Source organism: Psychroflexus aestuariivivens (assembly GCF_004010055.1).
In the GTDB taxonomy this organism is placed as follows: domain Bacteria; phylum Bacteroidota; class Bacteroidia; order Flavobacteriales; family Flavobacteriaceae; genus Psychroflexus; species Psychroflexus aestuariivivens.
The window spans coordinates 15,625-36,169 of the sequence record NZ_RQVT01000005.1 but is presented as its reverse complement, the minus strand read 5'-3'; the positions used below and the strand labels follow the sequence as shown (position 1 = coordinate 36,169).

General features: G+C 34.5%; 19 protein-coding genes and 2 tRNA genes. 12 read left to right on the top strand and 9 right to left on the bottom strand.

From position 1 onward, the window contains the following. The first annotated feature begins 77 nt into the window (after positions 1 to 77). The 7 genes from EIG86_RS14155 to uvrB all read left to right on the top strand — a co-directional run bounded on the left by EIG86_RS14155 (position 78) and on the right by uvrB (position 5,851). Positions 78 to 218: a hypothetical protein gene (locus EIG86_RS14155; protein WP_192901695.1), complete on the top strand. Its 141-nt coding sequence runs from the start codon at positions 78 to 80 to the stop codon at positions 216 to 218. Positions 219 to 252: 34 nt separating this feature from the next. After that, positions 253 to 843 (top strand): hypothetical protein, encoded by a 591-nt coding sequence (locus EIG86_RS01290; RefSeq protein ID WP_127844341.1) that lies wholly within the window; start codon positions 253 to 255, stop codon positions 841 to 843. 352 nt (positions 844 to 1,195) lie between these two features. Beyond that, on the top strand, positions 1,196 to 1,441 hold the full coding sequence (locus tag EIG86_RS01285; RefSeq protein ID WP_127844340.1) for an AbrB/MazE/SpoVT family DNA-binding domain-containing protein: 246 nt from the start codon (positions 1,196 to 1,198) through the stop codon (positions 1,439 to 1,441). Next, positions 1,432 to 1,755, top strand: coding sequence for a type II toxin-antitoxin system PemK/MazF family toxin (locus EIG86_RS01280; RefSeq protein ID WP_127844339.1), 324 nt, complete (start codon positions 1,432 to 1,434; stop codon positions 1,753 to 1,755). The genes EIG86_RS01285 and EIG86_RS01280 overlap by 10 nt, the downstream gene beginning before the upstream one ends. Before the next feature lie 255 nt (positions 1,756 to 2,010). After that, positions 2,011 to 2,571 carry a helix-turn-helix domain-containing protein gene (locus tag EIG86_RS01275; RefSeq protein ID WP_157983093.1) on the top strand — a complete coding sequence of 187 codons (561 nt, stop codon included), beginning with the start codon at positions 2,011 to 2,013 and terminating at the stop codon, positions 2,569 to 2,571. 11 nt (positions 2,572 to 2,582) lie between these two features. Beyond that, positions 2,583 to 3,512 (top strand): alpha/beta fold hydrolase, encoded by a 930-nt coding sequence (locus EIG86_RS01270; protein WP_127844337.1) that lies wholly within the window; start codon positions 2,583 to 2,585, stop codon positions 3,510 to 3,512. A 332-nt stretch (positions 3,513 to 3,844) separates the two neighbouring features. Next, positions 3,845 to 5,851: an excinuclease ABC subunit UvrB gene (gene uvrB / locus EIG86_RS01265; protein WP_127844336.1), complete on the top strand. Its 2,007-nt coding sequence runs from the start codon at positions 3,845 to 3,847 to the stop codon at positions 5,849 to 5,851. On the opposite strand, the gene EIG86_RS01260 is transcribed toward uvrB, so the two are convergent. From EIG86_RS01260 to EIG86_RS01250, 3 genes are all read right to left on the bottom strand, one after another. Beyond that, positions 5,848 to 6,384, bottom strand: a complete 537-nt coding sequence (locus tag EIG86_RS01260) for an RNA methyltransferase (protein WP_127844335.1) — start codon at positions 6,382 to 6,384, stop codon at positions 5,848 to 5,850. The two genes, uvrB and EIG86_RS01260, sit on opposite strands and share 4 nt — an antisense overlap. 125 nt (positions 6,385 to 6,509) lie before the next feature. After that, positions 6,510 to 6,594, bottom strand: a tRNA-Leu gene (locus tag EIG86_RS01255). Between the two features lie 8 nt (positions 6,595 to 6,602). After that, a tRNA-Gly gene (locus tag EIG86_RS01250) sits at positions 6,603 to 6,674 on the bottom strand. A gap of 223 nt (positions 6,675 to 6,897) precedes the next feature. Here EIG86_RS01250 and EIG86_RS01245 point away from each other — a divergent pair. From EIG86_RS01245 to EIG86_RS01235, 3 genes are all read left to right on the top strand, one after another. Then, positions 6,898 to 7,140: a hypothetical protein gene (locus tag EIG86_RS01245; RefSeq protein ID WP_127844334.1), complete on the top strand. Its 243-nt coding sequence runs from the start codon at positions 6,898 to 6,900 to the stop codon at positions 7,138 to 7,140. A 255-nt stretch (positions 7,141 to 7,395) separates the two neighbouring features. Next, positions 7,396 to 10,437, top strand: coding sequence for a T9SS type A sorting domain-containing protein (locus EIG86_RS01240; protein WP_127844333.1), 3,042 nt, complete (start codon positions 7,396 to 7,398; stop codon positions 10,435 to 10,437). Between the two features lie 311 nt (positions 10,438 to 10,748). Then, positions 10,749 to 13,040 (top strand): T9SS type A sorting domain-containing protein, encoded by a 2,292-nt coding sequence (locus EIG86_RS01235; protein WP_127844332.1) that lies wholly within the window; start codon positions 10,749 to 10,751, stop codon positions 13,038 to 13,040. 102 nt (positions 13,041 to 13,142) lie between these two features. Here the strand turns inward: EIG86_RS01235 and ruvC are convergent, their stop codons facing one another. The 3 genes from ruvC to EIG86_RS01220 form a co-directional block, all read right to left on the bottom strand. Next, the gene (gene ruvC / locus EIG86_RS01230) at positions 13,143 to 13,697 is read right to left on the bottom strand and encodes a crossover junction endodeoxyribonuclease RuvC (RefSeq protein WP_127844407.1); all 555 of its coding nucleotides are present in this window, start codon (positions 13,695 to 13,697) and stop codon (positions 13,143 to 13,145) included. A 70-nt stretch (positions 13,698 to 13,767) separates the two neighbouring features. Then, complete coding sequence (locus tag EIG86_RS01225) at positions 13,768 to 14,238, bottom strand: hypothetical protein (RefSeq protein ID WP_127844331.1); 471 nt, start codon at positions 14,236 to 14,238, stop codon at positions 13,768 to 13,770. Positions 14,239 to 14,273: 35 nt separating this feature from the next. Next, the gene (locus tag EIG86_RS01220) at positions 14,274 to 15,518 is read right to left on the bottom strand and encodes a glycosyltransferase (protein WP_127844330.1); all 1,245 of its coding nucleotides are present in this window, start codon (positions 15,516 to 15,518) and stop codon (positions 14,274 to 14,276) included. Positions 15,519 to 15,626: 108 nt separating this feature from the next. On the opposite strand from EIG86_RS01220, the gene EIG86_RS01215 reads away from it, so the two are divergent. Then, entirely contained in the window at positions 15,627 to 16,184 is a 558-nt protein-coding gene (locus tag EIG86_RS01215; protein ID WP_127844329.1) for a sigma-70 family RNA polymerase sigma factor, read from the top strand. Positions 16,185 to 16,189: 5 nt separating this feature from the next. Beyond that, complete coding sequence (locus EIG86_RS01210) at positions 16,190 to 16,441, top strand: hypothetical protein (protein ID WP_127844328.1); 252 nt, start codon at positions 16,190 to 16,192, stop codon at positions 16,439 to 16,441. 6 nt (positions 16,442 to 16,447) lie between these two features. Here EIG86_RS01210 and EIG86_RS01205 read toward each other — a convergent pair whose 3' ends face one another. The 3 genes from EIG86_RS01205 to EIG86_RS01195 form a co-directional block, all read right to left on the bottom strand. Then, positions 16,448 to 17,185 carry a hypothetical protein gene (locus EIG86_RS01205; RefSeq protein WP_127844327.1) on the bottom strand — a complete coding sequence of 246 codons (738 nt, stop codon included), beginning with the start codon at positions 17,183 to 17,185 and terminating at the stop codon, positions 16,448 to 16,450. Next, positions 17,172 to 18,764 (bottom strand): sulfatase-like hydrolase/transferase, encoded by a 1,593-nt coding sequence (locus EIG86_RS01200; RefSeq protein ID WP_127844326.1) that lies wholly within the window; start codon positions 18,762 to 18,764, stop codon positions 17,172 to 17,174. The genes EIG86_RS01205 and EIG86_RS01200 overlap by 14 nt, the downstream gene beginning before the upstream one ends. Before the next feature lie 79 nt (positions 18,765 to 18,843). Next, complete coding sequence (locus EIG86_RS01195; protein ID WP_127844325.1) at positions 18,844 to 20,544, bottom strand: NupC/NupG family nucleoside CNT transporter; 1,701 nt, start codon at positions 20,542 to 20,544, stop codon at positions 18,844 to 18,846. Position 20,545: the final 1 nt, after the last annotated feature.

The window sequence follows — 20,545 nt, the reverse complement described above, 5'->3', positions numbered from 1 at the left end:
TGAATTTAAAATTTAATCAGTACTTTTCGACTCCAAAATTTTAAGCTAAATAAAAACTATTTTAACCTAATTTACTTATGAAAAAAGTGAGTTTCCCTTTTGTATTGTTTTTCATATTAATATTTATGATTGCTTGTGAACCAGAACCTTGTACCAAAACTATTGAAACAATGAATGGCCCAGAAACTTATGAGGTTGATTGTGATTTTGCTGATTAAAATTAACTGAACAATAAAACTTATTATGAAAAAAATGTTTTTAATTGGAGTTTTCTTTTTGTTTTTCTCAAATATTGAAGCTCAAAATAGTATTTCAATAAGCTTCAGAGATGGGAGTTCTATAAACGGCTACGGCAGAATTAAAACTAATGATAGGATTTTAATACGAAGATCAAAAAATGCAGATAAAGAAATTTACGATTACAAGACCGTAAGGAGATTGAGAGTAAATTATGGTGATACGACGAAAGATTACGAGTATAAAGTTCTTAAAGACGGTAGAGGTCCTGGATCTGTTAAATTATTGCATATTATCCAAGAAGGAAATGTGGATTTATATCAAGTACAGCATAGCGGTATGATTTACCCAAGTACAGGCTTTTCCAATACTGGATTTGCGACTACAACAACTTCAAGCACAACCTATTATATGTCTGAAAGTGAAAGTGATTTGGTTGTTAATTTAAGGATAGGAAATACATATTCTAGAAGATTTAGAAAAATAGCAAAAGAATATTTTGGCGACTGTGAAGAATTATTAAAAAAAATCAAATTGAAGCATTTTGAGCGATATGACGTAGAGTCAGTTGTAAAATATTACAATGAGTTTTGTGATAAGCAGTAATTTATGCTGAAGTTTTTTAGATTTCAGTTTTCTGAAAAGTACTCATGCGATATTCTTTTTCCATTATCCAATTCGCTAATTTCTTCTTTAATTTCTTTTTGTTCAATTCGGTTTTTTCCAAGTATGCAACCAACACTACTGAAATTTACAGAATTACTGCTTAGTTAAAAGTTTCAAGAATTAAAATTCATCACAAATTTACATACGGATTGAATTATTAAATTGGCGTTTAGAATTGTGTCAGATGGATACAAATTTAACATTAAAGTTTAATCAAAAAGTTGTCATTAATACAGAAAAGCTTGGTGAGATATAATAAATGTTGTTACTTTGTAATTACAAATTTTGTGCTATGGAAACAGCTATTGTAAAAATTGGAAATTCAAAAGGATTGCGTTTAAGCAAAACTGTTTTGGAAAAATACAACATTAAGGATAAAGTTGAAATGATTTTAGAAAAAGATCAAATTGTTCTTAAGCCGATTGATACTCCAAGAAAAAATTGGGAGAAAGCATTTAAAGAAATGAGTACAAATGATGATGATAAATTATTATTTGATGACGTTTTTGATGATGAAAATTTCGACGAATGGAACTAAAACAATATTCAATTGTACTCGTAAATCTTGATCCAACAGTTGGTAGCGAAATCAAAAAAACTCGTCCTTGCGTAATTTTATCGCCAAATGAAATTAATAAGTTTCTAAGGACAATTGTTGTAGCTCCAATGACAACAAACCTAAAACAGTATCCGACAAGAATAAAAGTTAGCCATAATGGAAAAAATGGAATGATTGCGATTGACCAAATTCGAACAATTGACAAAACTCGTATTATAAGAAAATTTGACAGATTAACTAAATCTGAAATAGCGAATTGCAAAAGCATTATAAGAGAAACTTTTGTTGACTAAATTCTGAATGACAATAAATCAAGTTTTCTAAAAAAATAATAATGTAAACACTATGTCTTCGCAATAGCTGGAGTTATGGAAAATGGACTGCATTACTCTAAATACAACAAAATAACAGAAGGATATTTTAATCTTCGCTTCCGATGCGTTTAGTTTAGTATCAAAAGTCATTTAACTATTGTCACAAAGCTAAAATTCGTCATAGCTTAAAGCGTAAAAGCATGTACATTTGTTTTATCATTAAAAAATGAGATGATGAACTCTTTAGAATCAGTAGAAAGGTATATCAAGCAGCATCTTAACAAGACGTTTTCTTTGCAGGAATTAGCTGATGTAGCTTGTCTGTCTCCTATTCATTTTTCTAGGACTTTTAAAAAGGAATTGGGCTATTCGCCCATTCACTATGCCGAACTCTTCAAAATTCGGGAAAGCCTGGAACTGATAAAGGTAGAGGATTACAAAGTGCAGGACATTGCCTGCTTACTGGGCTATAAGAATTATGAGACCTTTAGCAGGAGGTTTAAAAGCCTGGTAAAAATCGCTCCTTCAGATATTAAATACCTCATCAATCGACTGAATAAAGAAGTAGATGATGATGCTCCTTTAATTATATCAGGATCGAAGAACTTGCAGGATCTGCAATATTTAGTTAACGATGCCTTGGAACGAAAGACCTTCGATTTTAAGGATCTGGATAAACTACAGGTGTGTATTTTAAATGCCACAAATGAAAGAAGCCGAAAGGTTGAAGAAAGAATACATCATAGCTTTGAGACCTCTCTTACTCAGCAGTTATGCGAGCTTTATTATAAATAAATTAATTACACATGAGAAATAATGATGCAACTGCGCTTACTCACAAGCTGCAGGATGGAAGAACTTTGGGTTATGCGGAGTACGGAGATCAATCCGGATTTCCAATATTTTTGTTTCATGGGACACCGGGTTCAAGGTTATTTTTTCTTCAGGATGATCCCATATCCAAGGCACTTGGCATAAGAATAATTGCCACAGACAGGCCTGGATACGGGCTTTCTGATAAGAAAGCTGGAAGAACGGTTTTGGATTATCCGAAAGACATCGTAGAGCTGGCTGATTATCTTGGCATACACAAGTTTTCTGTCATTGGCACCTCTGGTGGCAGTGCTTATGCTTCAGCCTGTGCGTATTCACTCCCAGATCGGGTGGCGTTCTGCGGAATCGTGGCAGGCATCAATCAATTTGAAAAGCAAAAACCTCCCCAGGAAATGTGCAAAGAAAACCGAACGGCATTCTTTTTATCAAAGTACTTTCCCTTTTTGGTCCGAATGACACTTTCATATGGGAAAAAGCTTATGCATACCGATCCTGAAAAATATATCCGGTCTGTGCAAACACAGATTGACCATTTGTGTCCCTCCGATCAGGAAGTAATGCAGCGAAAAGAATCAGGAGAACATGTGCTTATGCATATGAAAGAAGCGCTTCGAAATGGAGTACACGAGGCAGCTTCGGAGCCTGCATTACTGGCAAAACCATGGGGCTTTGAAGTTTCACAGATCAAAATACCTGTACAAATTTGGCATGGCATGTCAGACACCTTAGCGCCAGTTCAGCCGGTCATCAAAATGGCTCAGGAAATACCAAGCTGTACGACTCATTTCATTGAAGATAAAGGTCATTTCCTAGATGCAGAAGAGCAGGTTTGGAAACAAATATTAGAATCTGTATCGCTGCATAGTAATTCGCTGGCTAATGAAGTTTTAGGATTTAGGTAAGTTAAAATCATGAATCCAATAATAGCTACTAATTTTCCTCCAACTAAGCGATAGTTGAAATGCTTGCAGGATTTGGGAAACAACGTACAACCGATAAATAATGAGTTAATCTCAAAATGTTTAATTTTAACTCCAGCTATTGACTACTGAAACCCAAAATGATAATTTTGAATTTGTTCTATTTGTAAAAAGAATATCCATTGAAAAAGCATTCCCACTGAATTAGATTAAAAAAATAATATGCTAAGCCTATGTGAAATTCATCTAAAGCTTTTGCTTTAAACTTGGCAGAAACGATTCAACTGAGTATTTTTATTTCAAATTAAAATTGCATGAAATTCGAATTGAAATCTGATTTTCAACCGACGGGCGATCAACCGCAAGCCATTCAAAAAATTGTGGATGGCATCAACAATAGCGATCGCTACCAAACTTTACTTGGAGTTACTGGTTCTGGTAAAACTTTTACTATGGCCAATGTGGTTGAAAGTGTTCAGAAACCGACTTTGGTTTTGGCGCATAACAAAACCCTGGCGGCGCAGTTGTATTCAGAATTTAAAGCTTTTTTTCCAGATAATGCAGTTGAATATTTTGTGTCGTATTACGACTATTATCAGCCCGAAGCTTTTATTCCCTCCAGTGGAACTTATATCGAAAAGGATTTGTCCATCAATGATGAAATCGAAAAATTAAGATTAAGCACGACATCATCTTTACTGTCTGGTCGGCGTGATGTTTTGGTGGTGGCCTCCGTAAGTTGTATTTACGGAATTGGAAATCCTGTAGAATTTCAGAAAAATGTAATTTCTATCGAAATCGATCAGGAAATACCGAGAACCAAATTATTACAACGGCTAGTACAAAGTTTATATTCCAGAACTGAAGCGCAATTCAGTCATGGTAATTTCAGAATAAAAGGTGACACTCTAGATGTGTTTCCAGGTTATGCTGACCATGCTTACCGCATTCATTTCTTTGGGGATGAAATCGAAGAAATCGAAGCTTTTGATGTTCAGAATAACGAAATTTTAGCGAAATACGACAAACTCAATATTTATCCGGCAAATATTTTTGTGACTTCACCAGATGTTTTAAATCAAGCTATTGATCAAATCGCACTCGATTTGGGAAAACAAATTGAATATTTCAAAGAAATTGGCAAACCTTTGGAAGCCAAACGCATTGAAGAGCGTACAAATTTTGATCTGGAAATGATTAAAGAACTGGGCTATTGTTCTGGTATAGAAAACTACTCTAGATATCTGGATGGCCGAAAACCAGGGACGCGACCGTTCTGCCTACTGGATTATTTCCCCGACGATTTTATGATGATTGTGGACGAAAGTCATGTTACAATTCCACAAGTCGGCGCAATGTATGGTGGCGACCGTTCAAGAAAAGAAAATTTGGTAGATTATGGTTTCAGGTTGCCGGCAGCGATGGATAACCGTCCGTTGCGCTTAGAAGAATTTGAAGCTTTGCAAAATCAGGTTGTTTACGTCAGCGCTACGCCTGCAGACTATGAATTGCAAAAAAGCGATGGGGTGGTGGTGGAGCAGGTTATTCGACCAACTGGACTTTTGGATCCTGTGATTGAAGTCCGACCTAGCCAAAACCAAATTGATGATCTGATTGAAGAAATAGACATTCGTGTTCAGAAAAATCAGCGTGTATTAGTCACGACTTTGACCAAACGCATGGCTGAAGAATTGACTAAATATTTGTCTCGGGTTAAAATTAAAACCCGTTATATTCATAGTGATATTGACACTTTAGAACGTGTTGAAATCATGTCGGATTTACGAAAAGGTGTATTTGATGTTTTGGTCGGGGTCAATTTGCTCCGGGAAGGTTTAGATTTGCCAGAAGTTTCACTGGTGGCGATTTTGGATGCGGACAAAGAAGGTTTTTTGAGAAGCAACCGAACCCTAACGCAAACTATCGGTAGAGCAGCGCGACATTTGGAAGGCAAAGCGATTTTGTATGCGGATAAAATTACCGAGAGTATGCAAAAAACTATTGACCAAACCGAATACCGTAGAAATAAACAAATAGAATACAACACCAAACACAACATAACACCAACAGCCTTGAACAAATCATTGGATTCGGCACTTGGTGGGAAAAGAGCAGAACCATATAAAATTGTAGACACACCAACTTTGGAGGCGGCAGAAGAAGCGGCGGCAGACTATTCTACTAAAGAATTGAAAACGCAAATGACGAAAGTGCGCAAATCTATGGAAAAGGCTGCCAAAGATTTAGATTTTATGGAAGCTGCAAGATTCCGCGATGAATTGAAAATATTGCAAGAAAAATTAAAAGCCGAAGAAGCTTAAACAATATTTGTTTTCTGAACAAAATCCCAAATGCAAATTCCTGTGGTGACAGAAATATTCAGAGAATGTTTGGTTCCGAGTTGCGGAATTTCCAAAACTTCATCAGCCAAATCTACAACAGATTGCTGCACACCTTTCACTTCGTTTCCGAGTATAAAAGCATAAGTTTCGTTTTGTTGAGGTTGAAAATCTGATAATTTTTTAGAATTTTCAGCCTGTTCGATGGCGCAGACTTTTACGTTTTTGGCTTGTAATTTTTTTACAATATCTTCGGTTTTTTCAGCATATTCCCAATCAACAGTGTTGGTTGCGCCCAAAGCTGTTTTTTGAATGTCTTTGTGCGGCGGTTGCGCAGTAATGCCACAGAGATAAATTTTCTGAATCAGAAAAGCATCAGAACTACGGAAAACAGACCCAATATTATTTAAACTTCTAATGTTATCCAAAATAATAATGAGTGGGGTTTTGGTCGCTGTTTTGAAATCAGCTTCTGTCTTGCGGTCGAGTTCGCTGTTTTTTAGTTTTCTTGGCATTTTTTGAAGTTAGAGTTGTTTACTATAAAATTGAAAATTAACTCAAATCTATAACTTAGTTTTTCGCCCATAATTCTAATCAGGCGCTAAAACAAAAAAACCCCTATTTCTAGGGGTTTTGAAGGTACTCGGAGCGGGACTTGAACCCGCACGACCGCAATGGTCATTGGATTTTAAGTCCAACGTGTCTACCAATTCCACCATCCGAGCAAAAAAAGAGCGAAAGACGGGATTTGAACCCGCGACCCTCACCTTGGCAAGGTGATGCTCTACCCCTGAGCTACTTTCGCATTCGTTTATTGCGAGTGCAAATTTAATATTTAAATTGATTTGTCAAAATCTTTTTCGGAAAAAATTATATTCTCTTTTTGGAATCTTATAAATTTGAACTTTGCAGCATTAATAAGGTGACTTTTTAGGCGTTCTAAAACTTGAATTTATAAATATGGTTTTCTTTTGAATCTTTGTGTGTTGTATAGTATATTTGATTTTAATAATGACTAAAAGTGATTCATGTTTAAGCAACTAAGTTTGTATTTGTTATTGTCTGGACTTTCTTTTCTAAGTGCAATTTATATCATCATATTTATAACAGCTCCTTGGAACTTTTATGTTGTGATGTGTTTGTTTTATACAACGATTGTCCTTTTGGCTATGGATTACGTTATCAAAAAAGCTAAATATTCTTCACGTAAAACTTTCTTTATAGAACTCGGTTTTTTATTGATTTTAGTATTTTTGTTTTCAAAGATTTAAATCAAATCGTTTTGCTTTCTAAATCAAAGACTTTATTCATATGAATTATTTGAATTCTACTGAATTGATGATTTTTTAGTAGCATTTTCCTAAAATTGACATTCAGATTTAGAAAAAATTAACAGCTATTAGCCCGCTCAACCTACTTATACAGGCATTTTCGAATTATTAACGATTTATTAATTACTAGAAAATGTATCGACAATCAATTTTATTAATTTTGTTATAAACAATGATAAATTTAAATATTTCAATATGAAAACAAGTTTACTTAAAAATTTAACTTTAATCCTAGGTTTGTTAGTTATGGGTTATTCTACCCAAGCTCAAATCATTAGTCAGTATATAGAAACTGATTCTGGGACTACTCCAAAGGGAATTGAAATTTGGAACAACACAACTGGCGTTCTTGATTTTTCAGCCAATAATCTTGTGATTGAAAAGGGAACAAATGGTAACGCGCCATCTCCTGATTTTACATTGTCTGAAGGCACACTTGCTGCTGGAGAGGTGATTGTGATTGGAACTTCTGATTTAGAAACGATAACACTTAACAATGGTTCGGCTTTTTATGATAAAGGTTTTACTTTCAATGGTGATGATGCCTTAGTTGTGAAGTATGGAGGAAATACTACTGATATATTAGGAATTTCAGGTTCAGATCCAGGTTCGGCATGGTCAGGAAACGGTGTGTCAACTGCAAATCAAAACATTCAATTGCTAGACGGTATTACTACAGGGACTACAACTGGATTTACAGATCCAAGCACTAGATTTGAAACTGTTTCATCTTCACCTTCTGGGAATGATGGCCAACAAGGTTTTGGTGTTTCACCTTCTAGTGGTTCAGGCAGTGGGCCAACTTTAATCGTATCAAACATATTATCATTAGATTATATATTTGGTGAAGGTCCATCAGACTCGCAAATTATAGAATTGTCGGGAAATGATTTAGATAATACAGATGTTACTGTTTCCGTACCAACTGGTTCAAATTTTGAAATTTCTCAATCAGAGAATACAGGTTACACTGAATCTTTTACTTTAACAGCATACGATGGTTCAGCGACTGATGTTTATGTGAGATTAAAATCTGGCTTGTCAGAAAACACTTATTCAGATGTATTGACAATTTCAGGTGGTAATGCTGATGATATTAACATTAATTTGGAAGGAGAAGTTATGCCAGTACCAACTGCTTATGATATAAATGAAACTTTTGAAAACTATCCAGAAACAAGTAGTTCATACCAAGCAGGAACATTCCTAGGTATCTTAGGCAACACATGGAATTATGTTGAAGCTAGAGGTGATCAAGATATTACTGCCGAAACAGTTACTTTAAGAAACAACTCATCTTCATCTCTAAACACGACTTTAAGTGGTGGAATTACTGATTTTGAGTTTGATTATATGCAAGTATTTAGTACAGACGTTAATTTGGAAGTTTATATTAATGGTGCATTAGTCGCAACTGTTTCTACAAGTAACCAATCTGGTGAAGTTCAAAATTCAGGAAATATTCCAGTTCCAGGAAGCGTACAAGGTTCATTTACAATTGAATTTAAACAAGGTACTGGTGGTGGTCAAGTTGCTATCGATAATTTATCTTGGAATCAAAGTCCAATAGATGCCGACTACACTTTTGAAAATGGTACTTGGACACCAGAAAATCCAGAAGGAGTGTCTACTGATGCAGACGATATTTTTATCGCCGACGGAAATGCCGTATTCAATGCAGACGTTGAAGTAAATAATTTAACTGTAGCTGCAACAGCGAGCTTAAATATTTATGATGTTTTAAATCTGAATGGCGATTTAGTAAATTACGGAACATTAACATTCAAAAGTAATGCTTCAGGAACTGCTCAGTTAGCAGAAGCTGCAGGATCAACTGTTACAGGAGATGTTACAACAGAGCGTTTTATTCCAGCTGGTAATAATAACCGTCGCGCGTTTAGATTTTTAACACCATCTGTAACTACAGATAATTCAATTTTTGCCAACTGGCAAGAAGGTGGAACAGATGACAATGGTTTTGGAACACATATTACTGGTTCAGAAACTGGTGAAAATGGTTTCGACGCAACAGCTACAGGAAATCCATCTATGTTTATGTTTGACAACGATGCACAAGTTTGGAGTCCAGTACCTAATACAGACACTGATATTTTGGAAGCTGGAACGTCTTACAGAATCTACATTCGTGGAAACAGAACTATAGATTTGACAAATAATTCTGCAACTCCTACTAATGTAAGACTTAGAGCAACTGGCGAATTGCAGACAGGAGCACTTTCTCCTGCATTATCTCAAAATGCTGAAGATTTTAGTTTTATTGCGAATCCATACCAAAGTATTGTTGATTTTTCAAACTTAAACTTTAGTGGAGGTGTAAATTCTAATAATCTTTATGTTTGGGATCCAAACGCAGCCACAGAAGGTGCGTATGAGATTATTTCATCTACCGAAGATCAAATGTTGCGACCAGGACAAGCTTTCTTTGTTGTGAATACAGCTGCGGTAACTACACCGTCAATTACTTTTACACAAAGTGCGAAAAATACAAATGGAGAAATCAATACAGTATTTTCAAATAATGATATTTCAAAATTGAATTTGAAACTTTACGAAGCTTCAACTTTCACAAATGGTGGCAGAGAAGCAGATCAGTTGAAATTGAGATTTAGTGATGATAGTTCTTCAGAGATCAACGAACTTGATGCTTTGAAATTCACTAATCCTGAAGAGAATTTAGCAACTGTTCAAAATAATAAGTTTTATGGTTTGGAGTATAGAGCCACACCACAAGACAATGAAGTTTTGAACTTGTCACTTAATCAATATCAACATGAAAATTATGTGTTCAACCTTGATTTGAATGAATTAAGCGCAGATTTCGACGTGATTCTTTATGATGCTTACACAGAAACAGAAATTGTGCTGAACGATGAAAATTACAGTTTTAGCATCGATACAAGCATTCCTGAAAGTATGGACAGCAATCGTTTTCAGTTGACTTTTGACAACACAACTTTGAGTACAAACAATCCAGAATTAGCAAATACGATAAGTTTGTATCCAAATCCTGTCAAAGATGAGTTGAACATTTCAGGATTGAATAAATTTGAGAATGCAGAAGTCTCTGTTTTCAACATGATAGGTCAAGAGTTAAACAATGTAGAATTCGATAACGAAATTTCTAAATTGAATTTATCTCAATTGAGTAATGGTGTATATTTAGTAAAAATAAATACTAAAGAAGGAAGCATAACAAAGCGCATCATTAAGCAATAAAAGACTTTAAATTTTAAATTGAAACCCGCATCTTTTTGGTGCGGGTTTTTTTGTTTTTGACCTTTTATTCTAAACCATAATATTGTTATAGCAATTTTGATGAAGTTTAATGTCTTTTGTATTCATAAAATGAATATTAAAATTCATTTTTCATTTGATAATGAGGTGATTTTTTGAAGGATTATTAAAACAAGTATTAAAAAGTACTGTTTGTTTAAGTATCTGAAATTTAAATACTAAGCAATTTAAAAAAAGTCATTTCTGCAAATTTTATTTAAATTTCAACATTAACTAATTTAAAACTTTATCCTATGAAAACGCATTCATCCAAAATGTGCACTTCGTTGTACGTTGTACTCATGCTCATTTTTGTTAGTTTTTCAAGTCAGCTTTATGCAGACAATGAATCAAAAACTAAACACAATTCAGAAATTTCAACTCTTATCGAAGTTGAAGATTATTCTTTGCCACCACAAGCATTTACAATGCCGATTGACTTCGATACACAAGTCACAGAAAACTTTGCAAATTTTCCTGTAACAGGTTTTGGTTATCAAAGTGGAAGTTTTTCAGGCGTACTCGCAAACACTTGGTCTTATACAAGCGCCAGAAGCTATCCTGGAACAAGCTCCAATGGAAAAACTGTTGTGCTCAACGCCAATATGACTTCAAATTTAAGTTCAACAATCGCAAATGGTATTTCCGAATTTTCTTTCGATTACGTCCAGGCTTTTAGCACCAATGTGAATTTACAAGTTTACATCAATGGAAACCAAGTGGCCAATGTGACCACAAATGGAGAACAAGGACAAATCAAAAACTCTGGAAATATTGATATTACAGATATTTCTGGGAATTTTACTATTACTTTCAAAAATGCTGCTGGTGGCGGACAAGTTGGTATAGACAATTTCTACTGGACACAAAATCCGCCAGCTGCAGATTATATTTACGACAATAACCAATGGACGCCTGAATCTCCTGAGGGAAATTCAGTGTCAACTAAAAATATTCAAATATTAAGTGGCACGGCAGTTTTTAATAATCCCGTTGAAGTAAACGATATCAATGTCTTATTTGGTGCAAGTCTAGAGATTTATTCATCTGTTGATTTATATGGTGAAATCTTAATCAATGGAGAAGTTACTTTTAAATCTGATGCGACAAGAACTGGTCAAATTAAAAACCGCCCAGGATCATCTATAAATGGAGATGTTACAGTTGAACGATTTATTCCAGCTGGAAACAATAATAGACGCGCATACCGATTTCTGTCATCGTCTTTAAATTCAAATGGCTCAATCTATGCGAACTGGCAGGAAAACGGACAAAATATTAGTGGATATGGTACACATATCACAGGTTCAGAAAGTGGTATCTTGGGTTTTGATGCTACAGGAACTGGAAACCCATCTATGTTTGTTTTAGATAACGATGGCCAAGCTTGGTACCCCGTTCAAAATACAAATTCAACTCAACTTCAATTTGGCGATGCTTATCGGATTTATATTCGCGGAGATCGAAGTATAGACTTAACCGATAATGAAGCCACACCAACCAATACAGTTTTGAGGGCAACTGGTGAATTATTCATCGGTGAATTTACACCTACAATTGCTCAGGGAAATAATGAATTCAGTTTGATTGCCAATCCTTATCAGAGTACAATAGATTTCAAAAACTTGAGTTTTCAAGGTGGTGTCAATGTTAATCATTTGTATGTTTGGGACGCCAACGCTTCCCTCAGAGGCGCTTATCAGCTTTTGAGTAATACTGTCGATCAGTTTATACGACCAGGACAATCTTTCTTTATAGTGAATTCTTCAACTGTTAATTCTCCGTCGGTTACTTTTACAGAATCAGCTAAAAATCCATCAGGAGTAAGTCAATCTGTTTTTTCTAATGATGAATCTTCTACTTTGAAGTTGTATTTATATGAAGCTGGTGCTTTCAACAATAACGAGCGTGAAGCAGATTTGTTGACACTCAATTTTGATGCTCAAGGCAATTCAAATTATGATGATTTCGATGCGCCAAAACTGCCTAATTTAGATGAAAATTTAGCGACACAGAGCAATAATGCTTTTTATACTTTTGAAACAAGAGCTTTGCCAAGTCATGAAGAAGAAATCGATTTATTTGTCAACCAATTTCGAAGTGAAAATTATGTTTTTCATCTAGATTTAGAAAACTTTGATGATAATTTCAATGTTGTACTTTATGATCAATACACTGGAATGACGACAATTATGGATGCTGAAGATTATAATTTTAGTGTCGATACAAATATTCCAGAAAGCATAAGCAATAATCGTTTTCAGTTGAGTTTCGAAAATACCACTTTAGGTTTGAATTCAGAAAATTCATCAAAAAATCTAAAATTATTTCCAAATCCAGTTGTAGATCAGTTGAAAATTTCAGGATTGAATGACTCTGAAGATGTTCAAATTACTGTGTTCAATTTGTTAGGACAAAATGTGACATCATATCATCTTGGTCAAAATGAATATTCTGTTGATTTAAGTAAATTAAATAGAGGTGTTTATTTGCTTAAAATTAAAACTGGAGATGCTCAGGTTACAAAACGAATTATTAAACAATAAGTAAAGCCATATTGTTCTATTGAAATTTAGAGAAATAGCCAGACAATTTCAATAAATCCGAAAACCCACGTCATTTTGATGTGGGTTTTTTGTTCTCAAAAATTACTTTTTGACGCGCTTTTCATTTTGTTTTATAAATGCATCCCAGCCAGAATAAGACTTTCCAAGGTCGGGCTTACCAGAATTATAGAAATGACAAACCGCCGCTGCCAATCCATCTGTAGAGTCCAGGTTTTTTGGTAATTCTTTGATGCCTAGCATGTTTTGCAACATTTTTGCCACCTGTTCTTTACTAGCATTTCCGTTGCCTGTAATCGCCATTTTTATTTTCTTTGGTAAATACTCGGTAATAGGAATTTGTCTGGACAAACCTGCTGCCATAGCGACGCCTTGCGCTCTACCAAGTTTTAGCATAGATTGTACATTTTTTCCAAAAAATGGCGCTTCAATGGCAATTTCATCAGGATGATAAGTATCAATCAAATGAATGGTGCGATCAAAAATCATCTTCAATTTAGTGTAGTGATCGTCGTATTTTTTCAACATCAATTCATTCAACTGAATAAATTTCATGCTTTTATTGTTAACTTCAATTACACCAAATCCCATGATTGTTGTGCCGGGGTCAATGCCTAATATGATACGTTCTGCTGCCAAATTTTTGGATTTAATTGAATTCAGCTTCAAATTAAACTAAAATTTTTGAAGCCAAATTTAAAATTGAAAGTCATTTTAAAATAATAGGTAATTTAACTTTTAAATTCACAGGAACACTTCTTTTCTGTGCCGGATATGCTTTTGGTAAATTCTGAATACTTTGTTGCAGCCAGAATCGAAGTTCTGGATTCTTCATTGCAGTAGTTTCAGAGATGTCAATATTCGTAATCTGCGTATTTCCAAATTGGTCTACATAAAGATGAAGCCGCAAAGTATCGGCTTCAGGATTGGAACGAATTAAATTTTTATTCTTTAATCCCTGGATGATTGAAGTTTCAACTGTGGTTTTAAAACAATTTAAACTCTCCGTTTTAGAGGTCACATCGCTACAGGAGCTGAAAGTAGGGTAAAAATCCACTTCCTCCCAATTCATTTGTTGCATTTCTGATTCTAAAATATCTTGGGCAGAACGCTTTTTGAGGTCAGCATTCTGACAAGAAATTCCAAAACACACCAAAATTATAAATAACCAAGGTTTCATATTGTAAATGTAAACAAATGTGAAAAAACCTAAGCCTAGTCCTGGGTTTTGTTTTTGGCTTCAATCCACAAACTCATGTATTTTGTGCTTTGCGTGGTGTGATGCATCAAAATTTGGCCAACAAAATTTTGTTGTCGCAGCGAAATTAAATTACTTTCAATTTTGCGTAAGCGTTTAAAAAAATTTGCAGTGTGCACCCTTTTTTGAAAGCGCTTATTGATAATTTGAAATCCGTTTTTTTGTGCTTTTTGCCAACGCTTTTCAAACTTATACAAATTGATTGCTTGTCTGGCAATATCTTCTGCACTATTTGCAATTTCGCCACACCACGGCAAATCACCACACAAACCTTCGGCACCAATCGTTGTGGTTACAGAAGGCGTTCCAGCTTTCATACTGTCCAAAAACTTGCCTTTCAGACCTGCGCCAAAACGCAATGGTCCGAGTAAAACTTTGGCATTTTGTATCGTTTTTACCGCATCGTCAGCACGACCTTCAATAAAGAATTTTTGTTTAGGATTATGCAATTGTTCTACTTTCTGTGAAGTGTACGCACCGTAAACATGCATTTCTGCATCAGGTAAAGCATTGTGAATTATTGGCCAAATTTCATTTTTCAGATACAATGTTTTGTCCCAATTCGGTGGATGAAGAAAATTGCCGATACTTACAAAATGTTGACGCTCCTCAAATTTTGGGAGCTTAGCTATATATTTGTCTGTAATCGGTGACATTAAAAAAGGCAGGTATAAAAGTAAATTTCTGTTGACTTTAAACTGATTTACCAATAAATCAATTTCAGCTTTTGATATAATCAATGCTAAATCAGATCTCAAAATAGAAGCTATCTCGCGCTTTGCAATGTCTGAATAAAGATAGGCTTTGCTAAATTTTTGATTATCCTGAAAAGCTTGTTGTCTAGCTTTTCTGAAAAAATGTAAATCTTCAGTGTCTAAAATCCGAATCGCGTCCGGACATTGGTCTGCCACACGCCAGCCAAATTGTTCTTCCATCATAAAACGGTCGAAAATAACATGGCTTGGAGCCAAATCTTTCAAATATATATCGAAATCAGAATCATTCACTTTGATGATCTTCTCATCGACGCCTAAATCTTTAAGATTAACGGCGTTTTCAGAAAACTGTGCTGGCGATGCATAGACGATTTTATATTTTCTTTTTAGAAAGAAATCAATGATTTGCATCATCCGACTGCCCGCTGCAGACGAATTTGGTTCCGGCCAAACAAAACCGATAATCAACAAGGTGTTTTGATTCATAAATTGAAAATTCTCTTATGTTGAACAAAAATCGTAATTTGAAGTTTATTTTTCGACAAAACTATAGGATAAATTTTACTTACATTTGAAAATTGAAATCTCTCGACCATGAGTAAAAATAAATTATCTCCAGAACTTTGGGTAGAACGTTACAGTGACTATTTTCTTTACTTTACAATCTCTAAAGTCAGTGACAGGGAAATGGCCAAAGATATTGTTTCTGAAACTTTTTTGGCGGGTTTAAAATCTAAAGACAATTTTAAGGGTGAGGCTTCAGAAAAAACTTGGTTAATTTCTATCCTAAAACGAAAAATTATTGACTATTACCGAAAAATCAATTCTAATAAAGGCCAAGCTGAAGTTAAAATGGATTACCATACGGGACATGAATCTGGCGATTGGTTGGAAGAGCAAGTTTCTGGAAGTTCAATGGATTCTGGTGAAGAAGCTATTGAAAACAAAGAATTGGGTCAAGCTATTTATGACTGTCTAGAACAAATCAACCCTAAACATGCTAAGGTTTTTAAAATGAAAAGCATGCAAGAAATGGATACTGAAGTTATTTGTAATGAATTGAAAATATCTTCGTCTAATTTTTGGGTGATGATTCACAGAGCCAGAACCGCTTTGGTAAATTGTATGGGTCAAACTTGGTTTAAAAATTAAATAATATGTGTAAGGATAGCGAGCAAAAAATACCAAAATCTTGTCGTAGAGTTGCCGAGTTTAGTGATAAACAGCAGTATGAAGAAGCTAGTTTCTGGCAAAAAATTCGGCTACAATTACATATTTTGAATTGTGAACGTTGCGAAAAATATCACCAGTTGAATAACGCACTCACCAAACTGATCAAACGTAATTCTTTCGAGGGCTTTTCTTATGAAGAAAAACAAAACCTGAAAGCCAAACTAAAAATCAGTTAATACAATTCAACAGCCAGAATCGAAATCTACTCTTACAAGTAAAATCTCTACTTTTGGATCATTCAAAATTCGATTTCTATTCCAAGAATCAATAAAATATTCTGAATGAAATGTGCCTCTAGGCGACCAAAATAATAGACTTTGGTTAGGGAAATGTTGTTTTGCAAGTTGATATTTGTTCATCTCCGCAGAAAGAAAGTCAACTTCAAATTCGTCCAAATGATTTTTTATCAGTTTGATTGTGGATGCTAAGGTTTCAGCATCTTCATCAAAACTACCAGGCAAATAGTAACTGATTTTAAAATCTTTATCTCGGAAAAATTGTAAGGATTCTATATTGGGCGATTCTACTATTTTTTTGAGTTTAAAATCTTGCGTTAGCTTTCCAAGGTGATTCGAAAATTCTGCGGCATTACCTATATGAAGATTTTTCAAATCAAACCAAATTCCATCTATTTTATTTTCATTCAAAGTATTCAAAAATAATTTTAAATCTATTGGTGGACAATCCACATTCGGATGTTTGACTTGCAGTTTTTGTCGTTCAGAATCAAACATGACATCTATCTCCATGCCTTGGTAATGATTTTGAATGAAATCTATTTTTTCTATCGTACTCACGCGGTAAGCCCAAACTTTGTTGCGTTGGCCAACATGTTCAATTTTATAGGGTGAATAATGGTAAGCCAAAATGAAAACCACAATAAAGCCTATTGTAAAAATGATTTTTTTAAGGCGCATCATAATTTTTATTTTGTTTTGTAATTCTTGGTTTATACTCAAAAGCCGAATTGAAAATACTGCGTTTGGGTTGGTAATTTTCAAATTCAATTTTGGCTAAATCGGCAAAACTGTGGACAAAATCATCAAAAATATATTTCCTTTTAGTGAATGTTTTCCATTCTTCAGTATTTTTATTTGAATCTGAAGTCCACACAATAAATGGTACATGAAGCATGGCTTTGGTAGAGTAGTAACCGTTATGCCCCACAAAATCTATATCTCGAAATACTTCATCACCATGGTCGGACAAGTAAATCAATTTTGAGTCTATTTTTTTTGATTTTAAGCGTTTAATGAATTCACTCACTACAAAATCATTATACAAAACGGCATTGTCATAAGTATTGATTTGCATTTTGCTGCGTTCAGATTCAAATTTGGTTCTAGGCTGATCTTTGAAAACATTGAATTCAGGTGGATACTTGTCTTCATATTTCAAATGTGTCCCATTTAGATGAAGAACAATAAGTTTTTTGTCTTGCTGGTCTGCTAAGGCTTCTTCATAATGTGAAAACAAAATACTGTCGTAATTTTGAATGTTATTTATCGCATTTGGAAACTCAGTTTTATCAGCTGCTTTGGCAATAGCGGTCACCAGAGTGTCATTCATGCCAATCGGCTGTTGTGCAGAAATCCAATAAGTTTTGAAGCCAGCCTGATTTGCCAGTTGAATTATGGAAGCTAAGCCATTTTCGCATTCAAAAGTTAATAAAGCATTCAGCGCTGGAATGGTGTGAGCAGCTGGAGAAATAACATCTTCAAAAACAATCAACTCATCCGAAAGTTCAGTCAATTTTGGATTTGTAGGTCGATAATATCCATAAATACTCATGTGTTTGGCAGAAGTCGATTCGCCGATGACAAGAACTAGAGTTTGTGATTTATCTGTTGCTTTGACGTTCAAATTTGGATTTTCAGATGCTGTCAATTCAGTTTGGAAATTATTCTGAATTTGATGATAAGAGACAATTGCATCTTCGGCCAAATATAGGAGATTGTATTTTTTAATTTTTATTTGAATAAATTGATAACTGGCAAAAGCGGTAAATAAACAAAAAGTGGCAATCCCTAGATTTTTGAATTTCAATTGAAATCTTCTGTATTTTGTATTGTGCTTATGGTTGAATTTTAAAGCGAAAACAAAATTCAATATTAAAATTAAAACAGTAAATACAATAAAACCGTCTACATAAGTTGATAAAAATCCAGTTGATTCCTTTTGATTAGTTTCAAAAATCACATACAATGCAGAAACATCCAATTTGGTTTGAAATAGATGATAGAAGCTGATTTTTAAAAATGAAAATATTGAAAGAATCAATAAACTCACTGCATTCCAAATTTGCAAAATCCAACTTCTGAATAAGGCTAAAGAAATCGAAGCAAGGATGACCGTGCTTAATATCAAATCTACGCCGTCTTTGAGTAAATTTTCATTAAAACCGTAAACCAGAGCAAAACCCAAGAAAAGTACTGCAGGAACAAAAAAGAATATTACATTTTTTAAAATTCCAAGCCAGTATTTTAGCAGTTTTGTCATCGGTGCTTGTTTTTAAAATCAATTAAAGATAGAATATTTTATCTATTAATTTACCTGAAGTCTTAATTTCAAAAATCAACTAACCAATTATCATTCCTGCAATTGTAGCAGACATAAGAGAGGCTAAAGTACCTCCAATGAGTGCACGAATTCCGAATTCAGATAAAGTTTTACGTTGTCCAGGAGCCAAAGATCCAATACCTCCAATTTGAATTCCGATAGACGCAAAATTGGCAAAACCGCACAACATATAAGTTGCCATAATTACAGATTTTTCAAAATTGAAACTCAATAAATTTGCTGTATTTTTGAGTTCCGCCAATTGAATATAACCTACAAACTCACTGGCGACCAATTTGACACCAAGCAATTGTCCCATCAGCATAACATCTTCTTTGGCTACACCAATAAGCCACATTAGTGGGGCGAAGATAGTGCCCAAAATCGCTTCAAGTGAAAATTTATCATAAGGTGTTTGTTCAGCTACAATGCTGTTTAAACCTGTAAATCCACCAATTTTTTCGAAACCATAATTCAAAAATGCAATCAAAGCGACAAACACCAATAACATGGCTGCAACGTTAGCAGCAAGTTTCAAGCCTTCTGTAGTTCCATTGGCAATGGCATCGAGTAAGTTTGAGCCAATTTTTTCTGAAGAAACTTCTGCGTTGGTATTTACTTTCTCTAATTGTGGATACAAAATTTTTGAAATAACGATTGCACCAGGTGCAGCCATAACAGAAGCAGCTAATAGATGTTTTGCAAAAGCCAAACGCACTACTGGGTCGTCACCACCTAAAAAACCAATATATGCAGCAAGAACGCCACCAGCAACTGTTGCCATTCCACCAATCATGACCAATAGAATTTCAGAGCGAGTCATGCGTTCCAAATAGGCTTTAATCATAAGTGGAGCTTCGGTTTGTCCTAGGAAAATATTACCAGCAACACTTAAACTCTCTGCGCCAGAAATACCTAGTAATTTTGAAAGTACCCATGCCATTCCTTTAACAACAACTTGAATAATTCCCAAGTAAAATAATATTGAAGTCAAGGCTGAAAAGAAAATAATGGTAGGAAGAATCTGGAAAATAAAAATATAACCATAAGTCTCGGTATTCATCAAATCTCCTAAAAGAAATTCACTACCAGCTGCCGTAAAATCTAGGATTTTTACAAAAATATTTCCAACAAATTCAAAAGCGGATTGTACAAATGGGATTTTTAGTACACCGATCGCTAAAATGAGCTGTGCCACAAGCCCAAAAACTACAGTTTTCCAATTGATGGCTTTACGATTTTTACTTAGCAAAAAAGCGATAAGGAGTAAAGAAAGCATCCCAAGCACTCCTCTCCAAAGACTGTTGAAACTAAAACCTTGATGAGCAACTAAAGTTTTGGCGGGAATTTCAGAAGCAACATCAGTTTTAGTGTAATTGATTTTGTTGAAATCTAAAGCTACAGAATTATTATTGAGTTGAATGACAGTATCATTTACGAATTCCAGTTCAAAACTTTGAACTTTGGCTGTATTTAAATCAGGATTCAGAATTAATGTGTCATTTTTTACTTCATAATCGCCTTCAACTCTAAAAGATTTTTCTCGATGAGTGATCAGGAAATTGTCTGTTTCGAATGTGATGCTTTGCTCGCCATCAAAAAAAGAAGTTGTATCTGTTTTGGATACCTTTAAATTATTGATTTCCCATTGTCCTTCAATAATTTGACTAAAACCTAAAAAAGGACAAATTAGTAGCAGTAGAAAGTATATTTTTTTCATT

Excerpts from the sequence above, each read along its gene's own strand:
- EIG86_RS01215 (WP_127844329.1), top strand. The coding sequence starts at position 15,627 with ATGAGTAAAAATAAATTATCTCCAGAACTTTGGGTAGAACGTTACAGT.
- EIG86_RS01275 (WP_157983093.1), top strand. The coding sequence starts at position 2,011 with ATGAACTCTTTAGAATCAGTAGAAAGGTATATCAAGCAGCATCTTAAC.
- EIG86_RS01240 (WP_127844333.1), top strand. The coding sequence starts at position 7,396 with ATGAAAACAAGTTTACTTAAAAATTTAACTTTAATCCTAGGTTTGTTA.
- EIG86_RS01285 (WP_127844340.1), top strand. The coding sequence starts at position 1,196 with ATGGAAACAGCTATTGTAAAAATTGGAAATTCAAAAGGATTGCGTTTA.
- EIG86_RS01210 (WP_127844328.1), top strand. The coding sequence starts at position 16,190 with ATGTGTAAGGATAGCGAGCAAAAAATACCAAAATCTTGTCGTAGAGTT.
- EIG86_RS01200 (WP_127844326.1), bottom strand. The coding sequence starts at position 18,764 with ATGACAAAACTGCTAAAATACTGGCTTGGAATTTTAAAAAATGTAATA.
- EIG86_RS01205 (WP_127844327.1), bottom strand. The coding sequence starts at position 17,185 with ATGATGCGCCTTAAAAAAATCATTTTTACAATAGGCTTTATTGTGGTT.
- EIG86_RS01225 (WP_127844331.1), bottom strand. The coding sequence starts at position 14,238 with ATGAAACCTTGGTTATTTATAATTTTGGTGTGTTTTGGAATTTCTTGT.
- EIG86_RS01245 (WP_127844334.1), top strand. The coding sequence starts at position 6,898 with ATGTTTAAGCAACTAAGTTTGTATTTGTTATTGTCTGGACTTTCTTTT.
- uvrB (WP_127844336.1), top strand. The coding sequence starts at position 3,845 with ATGAAATTCGAATTGAAATCTGATTTTCAACCGACGGGCGATCAACCG.
- EIG86_RS01235 (WP_127844332.1), top strand. The coding sequence starts at position 10,749 with ATGAAAACGCATTCATCCAAAATGTGCACTTCGTTGTACGTTGTACTC.
- EIG86_RS01270 (WP_127844337.1), top strand. The coding sequence starts at position 2,583 with ATGAGAAATAATGATGCAACTGCGCTTACTCACAAGCTGCAGGATGGA.
- EIG86_RS01220 (WP_127844330.1), bottom strand. The coding sequence starts at position 15,518 with ATGAATCAAAACACCTTGTTGATTATCGGTTTTGTTTGGCCGGAACCA.
- EIG86_RS01280 (WP_127844339.1), top strand. The coding sequence starts at position 1,432 with ATGGAACTAAAACAATATTCAATTGTACTCGTAAATCTTGATCCAACA.
- EIG86_RS01260 (WP_127844335.1), bottom strand. The coding sequence starts at position 6,384 with ATGCCAAGAAAACTAAAAAACAGCGAACTCGACCGCAAGACAGAAGCT.
- EIG86_RS01290 (WP_127844341.1), top strand. The coding sequence starts at position 253 with ATGTTTTTAATTGGAGTTTTCTTTTTGTTTTTCTCAAATATTGAAGCT.
- EIG86_RS14155 (WP_192901695.1), top strand. The coding sequence starts at position 78 with ATGAAAAAAGTGAGTTTCCCTTTTGTATTGTTTTTCATATTAATATTT.
- EIG86_RS01195 (WP_127844325.1), bottom strand. The coding sequence starts at position 20,544 with ATGAAAAAAATATACTTTCTACTGCTACTAATTTGTCCTTTTTTAGGT.